Here is a 12,442-nt window from a genome sequence, read left to right as displayed (position 1 = left end):
CGTTAGCATTTGCGGCGCGGGAAAATATTCAACTTTTCGTGAAGATTCCCGCAGGAGAAAATGATCAGAGGATAATCACTTCAAGCGATACCTGCTGCTGCCACTGCTCCACCTGCTTTTTCCGCCCGGCGGTGAGTTTACCGCTGGTGACCAGCAGCCATTTTCGCTCCGGGAAAATGTCCGGAGCCAGGGCGTCTGGCGGAACTGGCAGAATGTCGATGCGGTGGCCCTGCCCGGTGCGCGTTAGGGCTTCGAGCCAGATCTCGCACGGGTCGTTCAGGTGCCAGCCGCTAAGCAGAATGTTATCGCCAGGCGCTTTTTTATCGCCTTCGAGGCAAAACGAGGTATAGGCGATGATGATGCCGTCGAGGATCGCGCGCAGGGTCATGGCGGCGGCCACGTTAGCCGAGACCTGGCGGCGCAGCGGGCGCAGCACGTTCGCGACCAGTTCGGGTCTTGGGTACTCGCGTCCGGCGTCGTAAATCATCTGGCGCAGGGACTCGACTTTGCCGTCCTGCAGGCGTTGCAGCATGTTCTGCTGCAGGGTTTGCCAGTTGTTGGTTCGGCCCGGCGTCGGGCGTTCCAGCAGCGGTTTGACCTGGCCGATCGGGACGCCTTTTTTTACCCAGTCGAGGATTTTGAGCGCCTGCTGGACGTCCTCATCGCTGTACTGGCGATGGCCGCCTTCCGTGCGCTGTGGCTTGAGTAAACCATAGCGACGCTGCCACGCCCGCAGGGTGGTGGCGGTGATGCCGCTGAGTCTGGCGAATTCGCCGATGGAGTAAGCCATGTCCGTGTCCAGAGTGGAGGAATACTCTCAATATACTACGAATTTTCCCGAACGGGATGAAGCGCCGAAACGGTGCACTACACTTAACATCCAACCGTGCAAATGAAAGGAATTCTCATGAAGCTATGGCCCGTTGTGACCGGTGTTGCGATTGCTTTGACGCTGGTCGCGTGTAAATCTCCCACGCCGCCGAAAGGCGTGCAGCCTATTACCAACTTCGAAGCCAGCCGCTATCTCGGCAAATGGTACGAAGTCGCCCGTCTGGAAAACCGCTTCGAACGCGGCCTGGAGCAGGTGACGGCGACCTACGGCAAGCGCAGCGACGGCGGCATCAGCGTGCTTAACCGGGGGTACGATCCGGTGAAGAACAAGTGGAATGAGAGCGAAGGCAAAGCGTACTTTACCGGCGAGCCGACCACCGCCGCGCTGAAGGTCTCCTTCTTCGGCCCGTTCTACGGCGGGTATAACGTGATCAGACTCGACGATAAGTACCAGTATGCGCTGGTCAGCGGCCCGAACCGCGATTACCTGTGGATCCTGTCACGCACGCCGACCATCCCGGATGCGGTGAAGCAGGATTACCTGAACACCGCGCGCAATCTGGGCTTCCGGGTTGACCAGCTGGTGTGGGTGAAGCAATAAAAATCGTGCTTTCTTCCTGGGGCATTACTGGCTCGCCTGGATAGACTTCCGTTAAAAGCCCACCGGAGGGAAGACGACATGAACTGGCAGCCTTTTCGCGGCGATGCGCCGGAAAATATGACGATTTTCAGCGCGTCATTTCCCGACGTCAGCGACCAGTGGCCGATGAAAGACGATGCGGCCCGTGAGATCGCCTCCCTTGACCGCGCCCTGAAAGCCGAGCCAGCGCTCCGGCCGCCGAGGGTGGAATACGACGAAGGGGGGCAGGCCGTGCTTGTTCCGCAGAACCGCTATTCCGAACAGGCCTTCCGCAACCGTCCGGCGCTCACCGCGTGGCGCACCCGGCTGGTCCCCTCCGCGCTGGCGCTGTTTGTGGTGCAAAACCCGCTGGAGGACCGCCTGCCCGACGGCACAAAAATGGACAGCGACAGCCGCCAGTGGTTTATCCACGCTAACGATGCGATTGGCGTGCGCTCCCGCGCCCGGGTGCTGGCAGCGCTGGTGGATAAGTACATTCATAATGAAAGCGAGAACAACTGGGTCAGCCTGGCGAGCGGTGCCGCCATTCCGGTGCTGGAGGCGTTGCGCGAAGCAAAGCTCGACGGTCAGCAGGTGTATCTCACGCTAGTGGACAAAGACCCCGTAGCGCTGAGCTGGGCGGAAACCATGGCGGCGCAGGAAGGCATTGTGGTGGGCGAACAGCTGACGCTGCTCAGGCGTAACCTGCTCCATACGCTGGTGCGTAACGAGGACCTGCTGCTGGAGCTGGGGGAGCATCAGGCCGAACTGGTCGACGCGCTGGGGATTTTCGAATACTTCAACGATACCGACGCGGTGATTTTTCTCCAGCGCGCGCTGCGGCTGGTCAAGCCCGGCGGCGCGGTGATTGTGTCGAACATGCTCACCAGCAGCCCGCAGATTGACTTTGTGCTGCGGGGTATCGGCTGGGAGGATATTCACCCGAGGTCGTTACAGCAGCTGCAGGACATCCACCTCGCGGCGGGCGTGCCGGTGGAAAACGTCACCGTGGTGGTGCCGAAGGACGGGGTGTATGCGGTGATGGAGATCAGGGTAGGGGATGAAAAACCGCACGGTCAGTCCCCTCTCCCTGAGGGAGAGGGTTAGGGTGAGGGGGAGCAGGCCGCATAGAGTGATTTGCATTAGTAGGATTTTCCAATCATGATCCCCCCATGAAAATTGAAACCGCACTCCCCACACACTTCGAGCGTCTGGTCGCGATCTGGGAATCCTCCGTCCGCGCCACCCATCACTTTTTACAGGAAAGCGATATTGCGGCGCTGCGCCCGCTATTGCTCAACGCCTATCTGCCAAATCTCAAGGTTGTGATTGCTCGCGATGACGCAGGCGTTATTCACGGCTTTTTAGGCGTGGATGAAAACCGCATTGAAATGTTGTTTGTTGACGACGCGAGCCGCGGGAAGGGCGTTGGGAAATTGCTGCTGCAACACGCCATCGCAGCGTTCGGCGCGAACGAAGTGGATGTGAATGAGCAGAACCCGCAGGGCGTCGCGTTTTATGGCCATATGGGGTTTGAGCAGGTCGGACGCTCGGAACTGGACGGGCAGGGGAATCCGTTTCCGTTGCTGCATATGCAGTTGGGCGGGCAGGTTTAACGCCCCCTCCCTCTGGAGAGGGAGTCTGCAAGCTAGTTACTGGTAATTTGCCCGATGATTACGCCACGCACTTTTTCGCCATCGAAGTAATAAGAGACCGTATTACTCTGGATGAATCCATTCTGTACTGGCGTCTCCTGATAAAAAAGCATCGCTTTCTTTTTGGCGATCTCTTTCTTGCCGAACAATTCGACTAAATTCCCATGCGTCGCATTTAATAATGGAACATTAGCGACTGAGACTCTGACAGGTTCCGTTGTTTTAGCACACTCGTTATGGATGCCATCTTTGGCTATAACTAGCGCAGTTAGCAATCCTGCACCCATTTCGTTATCAGAAATGAACCAGTAATTCGTGCCATCGTCGTCATGAAGGCAGACCCAACGAGCGGAACTGTCTTTGTTGACTGGTGTGCTGGAGATGTCCGCCAGATGAGTAACCTGCATTTGCACGGTTTTCTTACCGATAGTGATGGTTGAGGTAAGGGGCATTGTTGTTGAAATTTCCGTCAGCGAGTCGTCTTCATCGTAATACCGGGTCGCGAAGCCGGTCATTTCCGTTGCTGAGACGTGCGAACTGACTGCAACGAGTAATGGCAATAAACAAAATAAATGCTTCATTTGACAATCAATATCGTATCGTTGCTTTTCCAGATACTCCTTCTGGCACTCAGAGGAGCAATGATGCAGCCCTCTGAAGAGTCGTCGGGGTGCAAACTGCGTTTACCATGTGTGAATCGCCACGGATAATCTAGACACTTCTGAGCCGTTGATAATATAGGTTTTCATATTCAGCCGGTGGCATCTGCTCGCTCGAACCATGCCGACGCTTACTGTTATAAAACATTTCCATATAATCAAAAATATCGCTTCTGGCTTCGTCTCTCGTTCCGTAGATCCTTTTCTTAATCCGTTCGCGTTTCAGTAGCTGGAAAAAGCTTTCCGCAACCGCGTTGTCATGACAATTACCGCGACGACTCATGCTGCCTTCCAGACCGTGTGATTTCAGGAACGACTGCCACTCATGGCTCGTGTACTGACTGCCCTGATCAGAGTGAACCAGTACCTGCTTTTGAGGATTACGCCTCCACACCGCCATAAGTAATGCGTTCAGGACAATCTCTTTTGTCATGCGGGGTTGCATTGACCAGCCGATAACTTTTCGGGAGAACAGGTCAACCACCACGGCCATATACAGCCAGCCTTCGTGGGGTCGGATGTAGGTTATGTCCGTCACCCAACGCTCATCCGGTGAGTCCGGATTGAACTGCCGCTGGAGCCTGTTGGGTGTCACGATGCTGGCTTCGCCTTTACGTGCCCGTGGGCTACGGTACCCAACCTGAGCTTTTATTCCGGCACGCTTCATCAGCCGCCAGACCCGGTTCACTCAGCACTGCTGTCCGGTATCACGCAGATCGAGATGGATCTTGCGATAACCTTAGACGCAGCCCTCCTCAAGCCAGGACTGTTTGATCTGCCCGGTCAGCATCTGGTCTGTCTGGTGACGTTGTGAATGTGGCTGCTGAAGCCAGAAATAAAATCCACTCGGATGGACATCCAGAACCCGACAGAGCAAACGAACAGGCCAGCAACGGCTGTTGTCGCGGATAAAGGCGTACCTCAGTCGGACAGCTTTGCGAAGTACGCCGCGGCTTTTTTTAATATGTCCCGTTCGTCCGTAACCCGCTTCAACTCTTTCTGAAGACGGCGGATTTCGGCCTGAGCATCTGACTGTTCATTATGAGTGGAAGAATCCGGACCGTACTTCTTTATCCAGGCGTAAAGACTGTGAGTGGTGATATCGAAACGTGTTGCAACACTGGAAACAGAATGACCACGATCACAACCTGTTTGACTGCTTCAATTTTAAACTCTTCAGGATAACGCTAACCGCTCATGGTCACCTCTCTTTAAGTCATCTTAAATGGCTCTGAGGTGTCTGTTAAACCCGTGGCGATTCAGTCAGTCCACTTAACACCATCCGTATATCTAAAACGATCTAATGTTGTTAACGATAAAAAAAATTGCCAGTATCCCTAAAAAAGTTGGCAAACCTGCCGATGAACTGACAACCTATGTCAGCATTTCACATATAATCCATGTCAGGGAAACAGAAAAGTAGGTGCTTATGGCCGATTCAGCAAGGAGTTGCTCAGCGGGACGTTTAGTCGATATTCTGATAGAACTACAAACTTGTGGCGCTGTGAATCGCTATCAGTTGATGAGGAAATTTAATATTACTGAACGAACGGTCTATCGTGATCTTAATATGCTTTCCTCATTTATAGAGGGGTGTGGTGGTGGAGAGTATCGATTGATACCTATTCGAGCTCAGAATAATCGCTACGATGCTCTTCATTACCCACTGGCTAAGTTGCTGGACGCCGATGCGGTTTTTCCTGACAGAGATGAGGATTTTTGGCTTAGCTTAGAGAAAAGAGCTGCAGAACAGCATGTTAGAGTTCAGTTTGGTCGCCCTGAACATTCAGTCAGAAATGATTTGCGAAAGTATTTTAACTTATTAGAAAAAGCGATTCAGAAAAACAGCGTCTGTCATATTTTATATAAAGACAAAACGCGCACTGTTCATCCTTATAAATTAGTTAACCAGAAAAATATTTGGTATCTGCAGGCGACTGAGGACGGAAAACTAAAATCTTTTTCGTTAGGTAAAATTCGGTGGTTGGATATCCGGAAAGAGCATTTTGCTGTAGACACCCCCACACTGTCATTAATTGATGAGCATCGCGATCCTTGGGTGAGTGAAGAGACGTTTGAGGTGCGGGTGCGTATTAAACACAGTATTGCTGGCTACTTCGCAAGACGAGACTTACTGCCTCAGCAAGAATTGGTTCGCGAAGAGAATGATGGTGTGACTTTGCTTTGCAAGGCAGCACATCAGAATCAAATTATTCCACTAATTCTATTCTGGTTACCGAATATAGAAATTCTGGAACCAGAATGGTTGAAAAAAACGGTCATCAACTTACTGCATAACTACATCACTGTCGATCGTGACTCTGTTCCTGTTCAGGAATGTGATGCGTAGCGGGTAACAACGACTTATTGCACAGGAGATTATTATCTATGGCATTACCATTCATTATTCTGGGCGTCGCGGCAGCGGCAACGGCGTTTGGCGGCAAAAAAGCTTATGATGGCTACCAGAAAAAATCGGAAGCTGATGATGTATTAGATCGCGCGCAGCGTCGCTTTGATAAGCATAAAGAGAGCTTTGATCTGGCAAATGAAACAACGTCGAAAAAACTGGCCGAACTGGGTGAAAAAGAGCTGGAAATCGGTAAAGATTTCAATGAGTTTAAAACGATTGCCGACGATCTGCTGGCGCGTATGGCGAAAGATGGGCATAAAGATCTTCAGCTGAAGGTACCACAGCATAACATCAATAAAATTCAGAACTTGGCGATTTCCGCCACGGAATACCTGACGACGGTCGTCGGTGCCGGGGTTTCTGGTGCTGCCGCTGGTTTTGCCGTGTACAGCGGCGTGATGGCGTTTGCCGCAGCTTCTACCGGTACGCCGATCGCCGCCCTGTCTGGTGCGGCGGCGTATAACGCCACAATGGCAGCGATTGGTGGTGGTTCCCTGGCCGCAGGTGGTTGGGGGATGGCGGGCGGCGCGATGGTGCTTGGCGGTGCAGTGGTGGCTCCGCTGATTGCTATTGCGGGCTGGGCTTACGATAGCCATGCCGAAAAGGCGCTTAACAATGCTTATCAAAGCTCCCGTGAAGTGACCGCGGCGGTGGAAAAAATGAATGCGGCTGAAGCGCAGCTGACGAAGGTGCAGCAGTATGTAAATAGCATTTATGAATCAATCACCCGTATGCATAGCGTCTTTATTCAGCACTACTTTGAGCCGCTGAAAGCGATGCATACCATCATTGTTGAACGTCATGAGAAGAATATCACTACCGAGATTAGTGAGTCGGAAGAGATCATGGCGATTATCGACCATGGTTATGAATTAGCTGCCATAATGACCGACGTGATCACCACGCCGTTGTTCAAGCCGGTGACGCAGGAAAACGGTGAAGCCGTTATCGAAGATGGCGTGATCCAACTGCAGACCGACAGCAACGGTATGAACCTGCTGAACAAAGAGATTCTGGACGAAAAACTGGCGGCTTCTGATTCTGAGTTTGACGCATTTTCTTCTCGTATTTAATCAACTCGCCGGGCGAATCTGCCCGGTATTGCTATGGGCGAGCACAATGAACACAGCCAGGTTTGACTGGGGTGAAGAGTTACATCAGACGGTAGTCAAGAGTCTGACTACCTCTTTTGGGTTGGATTTTCTCTTGCTGGAGGATAAACACGGCGGCGATGTGAATACCATTCATAACGCTCGCGAGGGAGTGTATGCCTCCGATGCCGAGCGTCAACGGTACGAGCAACGCGAAGGGTATGATTCTCATCATTACCATAGGCACGAAAACTACATTGCCACCAACCGGGCGGGAAAAAAGGCGCACGAGGCCGGTACGTTGACCGATACCTACACTGGTGAGAGATTTGCGGCTAATGATAAAAAGAATCTCGACCATATTATTGCCGCCCATGAAATTCACAACGATCCAGGGCGTATCCTTGCCGAATGCGATGGTGCCGATCTGGCTAATGATTCATCAAATCTGACCTTCACGAATGAGTCGCTGAATAAGGCGAAGAAGGCGAAAACGATGGATGCCTTCGTGCAAACGCTACAAGAACAGCATGCTGCGACCACGCAGGAAATTGCCCGTTTGCGCAGCCAGCCAACGCTTTCCGAGCAAGAGCAAAAACAACTGAATAAGCTGGAAAATAAAGCAGCCGCCGATTTTGAACGGATGAAAGAGGCTGACAAAAAGGCGCGGGAAAAATACAACAGTACGATCAATCAGGAATATTACACCAGCAGCAAATTTGCGAAGAATGTCGCCACTGCCACAATAAACAATGCATTTCGCATGGGAACGCGGCAGATGTTGGGGCTGGTTCTGGCTGAGACCTGGTTTGAGTTCCGCGAGCGCATTCCGGTGATGTTCGAGAAGCATCGTCGTTCATTCGATGCCGGAGACTTCCTGCAAGATGCGGCGGAGGCATTACGCGCAGTCTGGCAGCGAGTGCAGAGTAAATTCAGCACTTTCCTGACATCCTTTAAAGACGGTGCTATCGGTGGCGTGCTCTCCAGCATTACGACGACGCTCTTCAATATCTTCTTTACGACTAAGAAGATGATGGTGCGCCTGATTCGTGAGATGTGGAACAATTTGGTACAGGCCTTTAAAGTTATGGTCTTTAACCCTGAGGGGTTAGCGCCGGGGCAGCTAGCTAAAGCGGTGAGCAAGCTGGTGGCTGCGGGTGTGGCCGTGGCTGCTGGTGTGGTGGTTAACGAAGCTTTAGCCAAGATGCTCGTCTTTCCTTTTGGTCCGGAACTGGCGGCTTTCTGCGGCGCGCTGGCGACCGGTCTTCTGACGCTGGTGATGAACTACTTCCTTGAACACAGCGCATTGATGAAAAAGGTCTGGGCGTTTCTGGATACGTTTAAAGATAAGTATCAGAAAGCACTAGAGTATTATCAGCAGGTGAATGCTGAACTCGATCGTTATCTACTGGAGCTTTCGGCGTTAGAGTTTGCTATTGATACGTCTGCGTTATCGCGTTTCTCGCTGCATCTTAACGCGGTGAATAGTGAAATTGAGCGTGGTTTGTTGCTGCGTGCAGAGGTTGAGCGCCGTAATATTGCGCTACCGTTTGAAGCAGGGAATACCCGCTCTGTGCGTAGCTGGTTAAGTAAGCTATGACGCTAACGCCCGCGTTTCCCTGTAACCAGTGCGGCGCTTGTTGTCGCCACGTCAATCGCGCCAGTGAAACGCAATTTCTCGATCGTGGTGACGGCATTTGTCGTCACTATCAGATGGAGACAAAGCTGTGCGCGATTTATGAAACACGTCCGCTTATTTGCCAGGTAGAAAAACAGTATCAGCTTAACTACCAACAACAATATAGCTGGCAGGAATTCATTACTCTTAATCGTGAAGCTTGTTTAATTCTAGAAAAACTTGAGCAGTAGGATGGACTGATCCCATGACCATAGTCACGACTAGGCCAGTTTGAAGGCCTTTGGACTGATGCTGCCGTTGTTTTGACTACTTGAACCCGAATCAAAGAGCAGAATTTAAAGTAAATCACTTCGGAGACAAAAAAACACTCCAAATAATAGCCATCTAGATTTATAGATGGCTAAATCATTGTTGTATTTACCCCACAACATGCCTATTCAATACAGCCTCTCTCATCCTTAGCTCATCAATAAAATCCCCATACCACTGCATCATTTCCCTTCTTCCTTCCAGATATTGCGCATGGTTGTAAGTACCACGGATCGCATTCTTATCGACGTGTGCAAGTTGCGTTTCAATCCACGCTGAGTTAAATCCCTGCTCATGCAAAATGGTACTCATGGTGTGACGGAAGCCATGTCCAGTTAGCCTACCTTTATAACCCAGTAGCTCTATTACCTGATTCACACTTTCCTTTGAGATTGGTTTAGTTCGATCATTACGCCCGATAAACACTAATGGATACTGCCCGGTAATCGGTTTAAGCGATTCAAATAGGGCCACTATCTGGTTCGATATTGGAACGATATGGGGTCGCTTCATTTTCATCACCTCGGCAGGTATTTCCCAGAGTCGTTTTTCAAAATCAATATCTTCCCATCGGGAAAAACGTAGCTCCTGAGTTCGTACGCCCGTCAGCATGATGATCTATGTTGCTGTTTTTGGGATGACACTGCCAGTATAGCCAGAGAGGTCTTTGAGGAAATGCGGGAGCTCATCTGCAGAGAGGAAAGGAAAATGCGTTTTCTTTGGTGTTGCCAGGGCAGTTGCAAGATCCGGTGCTGGGTTATATTCGGCCCTGCCTGTGACTATTGCATAGCGAAACACTTCACCACAGCGTTGACGAACCTTGCGCATTTTCTCTAACGCCCCGCGCTTTTCCATGCGACGGAGTGCTTCCAGTAATTCCATTGGTTTGCTTTCAGCAATAGGGCGCTTACCAATGTAGGGAAAATATCTTTTCCAAAGGTATCAATGATTTCATCGCAGTAGCGTAATGACTAGCGATCGGCTTTTGAGTGATGCCACTCACGAGCTACAGCTTCGAAGGTGTTCTCAATATTGAGCTTTTGGGCTAATTTCTCCGCTTTTTTTACTTCTGCTGGAGCACTTCCTGCAGCTAATGTCTTTTTAGCCCCTTCTCTTCTGTCACGTTCAGGATAAACATCAAATGCTAAGCGCTTCTCTTTACCTCCGTAGCGATATTTTAGTCTCCAGTAGCGAGAGCCGCTGGTTGCTATCTCAAGATAAAGTCCACCACCGTCTGAGAGCTTGTACGGCTTATCTTTAGGTTTTGCGGTCTCTACTTGTCAGGCTGTCAGTTTCATTGGGGGCACCTAGAAAATAGGGGCATCTTTTATGCCCCCAGAACACGCTTGATTCTGATAGACATGAGTTGATCTAAGGAGAGCATAGATGCTTTCAGTTGCAGGTATTATAAGGGATTAATTGACTTAGGGAGAATTTAGAAGAGGCATATTGGCGGAAGATCACAGGAGTCGAACCTGCCCGGGAACGCTGGCGTCCCCAACTGGATTTGAAGTCCAGCCACCTCACCGGAGATGACGATCTTCCGCGCCTGCATTGCTACATGGAGGCGGGGCGCATTATAGCTACTTTCAGGCATTTACCACATACCCCACACCACTTTTTTCACCTCTCTTTTGACCTGTACCCCCCTGTTTCAGTTAATTCTTAAGAAAATCCTCAGGTTAGCCTTTCGTGCTCTCCGGTATTTACCGCGATCACAAAAAACAAGAAACGTAATCTGCTAACCAGAAAACGCAATACCCGCCGTTGAAACAATGGTTTAAAACCAATGCAACCGGTCTCAGCGCCCCCTACAGCGTGAAGGATAAAAAAGATGAGCGAAGTACTGTCAGTAAAAGAGAAGATTGGCTACGGCATGGGAGACGCCGCCAGCCACATCATTTTTGATAACGTCATGTTGTACATGATGTTTTTCTACACCGACATTTTCGGCATTCCCGCCGGGTTCGTCGGCACCATGTTCCTGCTGGCCCGCGCGCTGGATGCGATCTCCGACCCGTGCATGGGGCTGATTGCCGATCGCACCCGCAGCCGCTGGGGCAAGTTCCGCCCGTGGATTTTGTTCGGCGCGATCCCGTTCGGTATCGTCTGCGTGCTGGCCTACACCACGCCGGACCTCAGCCTTAACGGCAAAATGGTTTACGCCGCCGTGACCTACACCCTGCTGACCCTGCTCTATACCGTGGTCAACATTCCTTACTGCGCGCTGGGCGGCGTGATCACCAGTGACCCGACGCAGCGTATCTCCCTTCAGTCCTGGCGCTTTGTGCTGGCGACGGCGGGCGGCATGCTCTCTACGGTGCTGATGATGCCGCTGGTGAAGCTGATTGGCGGCGACGATAAGGCATTCGGCTTCCAGGGCGGGATTGCCGTGCTGTCGGTGGTCGCGTTCCTGATGCTGGCGTTCTGCTTCTTCACCACCAAAGAGCGCATCCAGGTGCCGCCGAGCACCACCTCCATGCGGGAAGACCTGCGCGATATCTGGCAAAACGACCAGTGGCGCATCGTGGGCGTGCTGACCATCCTCAACATCCTTGCCGTCTGCGTGCGCGGCGGCGCGATGATGTACTACTGCACCTGGATCATGGACTCGCCGGAAGTGTTCGTCGCGTTCCTCACCACCTACTGCGTCGGCAACCTGATTGGCTCCGCGCTGGCAAAACCGCTCACCGACTGGAAGTGCAAGGTCAGCATCTTCTGGTGGACCAACGCCGCGCTGGCGGTGGTCAGCGTGGCGATGTTCTTCGTGCCGATGCACGCCACGGTGCTGATGTTCGCCTTTATCTTCGTCATTGGCGTGCTGCACCAGCTGGTGACGCCGATCCAGTGGGTCATGATGTCCGATACCGTCGACTACGGCGAATGGACCAACGGCAAGCGCCTGACCGGCATCAGCTTTGCAGGCACGCTGTTCGTGCTGAAGCTCGGTCTGGCGCTGGGTGGGGCGATGATCGGCTGGATGCTGGCTGGAGGTGGCTACGACGCGGCGGCCAAAACCCAGAACAGCGCGACCATCAGCATTATTATCGGCCTGTTTACCCTGGCCCCGGCGGTCTGCTACGTGCTGAGCGCCATCATCGCCAAACGCTACTACACGCTGAAAACCCCCTTCCTGACCAAAATCCTGGCCGAGCTGGCGCAGGGTGCGCGCCGCAATCAGCAGGAGTTTGAAAACCTGCCGGTCAGCAAAGAATTGCAGAACTAA

The 12,442-nt window shown here is 52.0% G+C and carries 10 protein-coding genes, 1 tRNA gene and 2 pseudogenes; 8 read left to right on the top strand and 5 right to left on the bottom strand.

Going from position 1 to position 12,442, the window contains the following annotated elements:
- Window positions 1-64: 64 nt before the first annotated feature.
- On the bottom strand, window positions 65-790 hold the full coding sequence (locus tag AA74_RS0102050) for a MerR family transcriptional regulator (RefSeq protein WP_008500116.1): 726 nt from the start codon (window positions 788-790) through the stop codon (window positions 65-67).
- Window positions 791-907: 117 nt separating this feature from the next.
- Here AA74_RS0102050 and AA74_RS0102045 point away from each other — a divergent pair, with 117 nt between their 5' ends.
- The 3 genes from AA74_RS0102045 (at window position 908) to AA74_RS0102035 (ending at window position 3,066) form a co-directional block, all read left to right on the top strand.
- Window positions 908-1,432 carry a lipocalin family protein gene (locus tag AA74_RS0102045; protein ID WP_025910651.1) on the top strand — a complete coding sequence of 175 codons (525 nt, stop codon included), beginning with the start codon at window positions 908-910 and terminating at the stop codon, window positions 1,430-1,432.
- Window positions 1,433-1,510: 78 nt separating this feature from the next.
- Window positions 1,511-2,557: a class I SAM-dependent methyltransferase gene (locus AA74_RS0102040; protein ID WP_025910649.1), complete on the top strand. Its 1,047-nt coding sequence runs from the start codon at window positions 1,511-1,513 to the stop codon at window positions 2,555-2,557.
- A gap of 65 nt (window positions 2,558-2,622) precedes the next feature.
- The gene (locus AA74_RS0102035; RefSeq protein ID WP_025910648.1) at window positions 2,623-3,066 is read left to right on the top strand and encodes an acetyltransferase; all 444 of its coding nucleotides are present in this window, start codon (window positions 2,623-2,625) and stop codon (window positions 3,064-3,066) included.
- Window positions 3,067-3,098: 32 nt separating this feature from the next.
- On the opposite strand, the gene AA74_RS0102030 is transcribed toward AA74_RS0102035, so the two are convergent.
- Together AA74_RS0102030 and AA74_RS1000000123210 are read right to left on the bottom strand one after the other, a co-directional pair.
- A complete protein-coding gene (locus AA74_RS0102030; protein WP_224162534.1) occupies window positions 3,099-3,686 on the bottom strand; it encodes a hypothetical protein in 588 nt (195 codons plus the stop codon).
- Window positions 3,687-3,816: 130 nt separating this feature from the next.
- Window positions 3,817-4,930, bottom strand: a pseudogene (locus AA74_RS1000000123210) (IS3 family transposase).
- Between the two features lie 263 nt (window positions 4,931-5,193).
- On the opposite strand from AA74_RS1000000123210, the gene AA74_RS0102015 reads away from it, so the two are divergent.
- Genes AA74_RS0102015 through AA74_RS1000000122575 form a run of 4 tightly spaced genes read left to right on the top strand, consistent with a single transcriptional unit; the run spans window position 5,194 to window position 9,137 of the window.
- Window positions 5,194-6,114, top strand: a complete 921-nt coding sequence (locus AA74_RS0102015; RefSeq protein ID WP_025910644.1) for a YafY family protein — start codon at window positions 5,194-5,196, stop codon at window positions 6,112-6,114.
- A gap of 38 nt (window positions 6,115-6,152) precedes the next feature.
- Complete coding sequence (locus AA74_RS0102010) at window positions 6,153-7,250, top strand: hypothetical protein (RefSeq protein ID WP_025910642.1); 1,098 nt, start codon at window positions 6,153-6,155, stop codon at window positions 7,248-7,250.
- Between the two features lie 46 nt (window positions 7,251-7,296).
- Window positions 7,297-8,868 carry an ATP--cob(I)alamin adenosyltransferase gene (locus AA74_RS0102005; protein ID WP_025910640.1) on the top strand — a complete coding sequence of 524 codons (1,572 nt, stop codon included), beginning with the start codon at window positions 7,297-7,299 and terminating at the stop codon, window positions 8,866-8,868.
- Window positions 8,865-9,137, top strand: coding sequence for a YkgJ family cysteine cluster protein (locus tag AA74_RS1000000122575; RefSeq protein WP_061353835.1), 273 nt, complete (start codon window positions 8,865-8,867; stop codon window positions 9,135-9,137). The genes AA74_RS0102005 and AA74_RS1000000122575 overlap by 4 nt, the downstream gene beginning before the upstream one ends.
- Window positions 9,138-9,324: 187 nt before the next feature.
- On the opposite strand, the pseudogene AA74_RS01000000121940 reads toward AA74_RS1000000122575, so the two are convergent.
- Both AA74_RS01000000121940 and AA74_RS0101995 read right to left on the bottom strand, forming a co-directional pair.
- Window positions 9,325-10,514 (bottom strand): annotated as a pseudogene (locus AA74_RS01000000121940) (tyrosine-type recombinase/integrase).
- A 152-nt stretch (window positions 10,515-10,666) separates the two neighbouring features.
- Window positions 10,667-10,761: transfer RNA gene (locus tag AA74_RS0101995), tRNA-Sec, on the bottom strand.
- A 289-nt stretch (window positions 10,762-11,050) separates the two neighbouring features.
- Here AA74_RS0101995 and AA74_RS0101990 point away from each other — a divergent pair.
- A complete protein-coding gene (locus AA74_RS0101990; RefSeq protein ID WP_025910638.1) occupies window positions 11,051-12,442 on the top strand; it encodes a glycoside-pentoside-hexuronide family transporter in 1,392 nt (463 codons plus the stop codon).

The organism is Enterobacter sp. 5-4 (assembly GCF_000612205.1).
Lineage (GTDB): Bacteria > Pseudomonadota > Gammaproteobacteria > Enterobacterales > Enterobacteriaceae > Enterobacter > Enterobacter roggenkampii.
This window is presented reverse-complemented; position numbering and strand designations above follow the sequence as displayed.

What these genes read in the sequence shown, in the direction of transcription:
- AA74_RS0102050 (WP_008500116.1), bottom strand. Translation starts at nt 790, where the DNA reads ATGGCTTACTCCATCGGCGAATTCGCCAGACTCAGCGGCATCACCGCC.
- AA74_RS0102045 (WP_025910651.1), top strand. Translation starts at nt 908, where the DNA reads ATGAAGCTATGGCCCGTTGTGACCGGTGTTGCGATTGCTTTGACGCTG.
- AA74_RS0102040 (WP_025910649.1), top strand. Translation starts at nt 1,511, where the DNA reads ATGAACTGGCAGCCTTTTCGCGGCGATGCGCCGGAAAATATGACGATT.
- AA74_RS0102035 (WP_025910648.1), top strand. Translation starts at nt 2,623, where the DNA reads ATGAAAATTGAAACCGCACTCCCCACACACTTCGAGCGTCTGGTCGCG.
- AA74_RS0102030 (WP_224162534.1), bottom strand. Translation starts at nt 3,686, where the DNA reads ATGAAGCATTTATTTTGTTTATTGCCATTACTCGTTGCAGTCAGTTCG.
- AA74_RS0102015 (WP_025910644.1), top strand. Translation starts at nt 5,194, where the DNA reads ATGGCCGATTCAGCAAGGAGTTGCTCAGCGGGACGTTTAGTCGATATT.
- AA74_RS0102010 (WP_025910642.1), top strand. Translation starts at nt 6,153, where the DNA reads ATGGCATTACCATTCATTATTCTGGGCGTCGCGGCAGCGGCAACGGCG.
- AA74_RS0102005 (WP_025910640.1), top strand. Translation starts at nt 7,297, where the DNA reads ATGAACACAGCCAGGTTTGACTGGGGTGAAGAGTTACATCAGACGGTA.
- AA74_RS1000000122575 (WP_061353835.1), top strand. Translation starts at nt 8,865, where the DNA reads ATGACGCTAACGCCCGCGTTTCCCTGTAACCAGTGCGGCGCTTGTTGT.
- AA74_RS0101990 (WP_025910638.1), top strand. Translation starts at nt 11,051, where the DNA reads ATGAGCGAAGTACTGTCAGTAAAAGAGAAGATTGGCTACGGCATGGGA.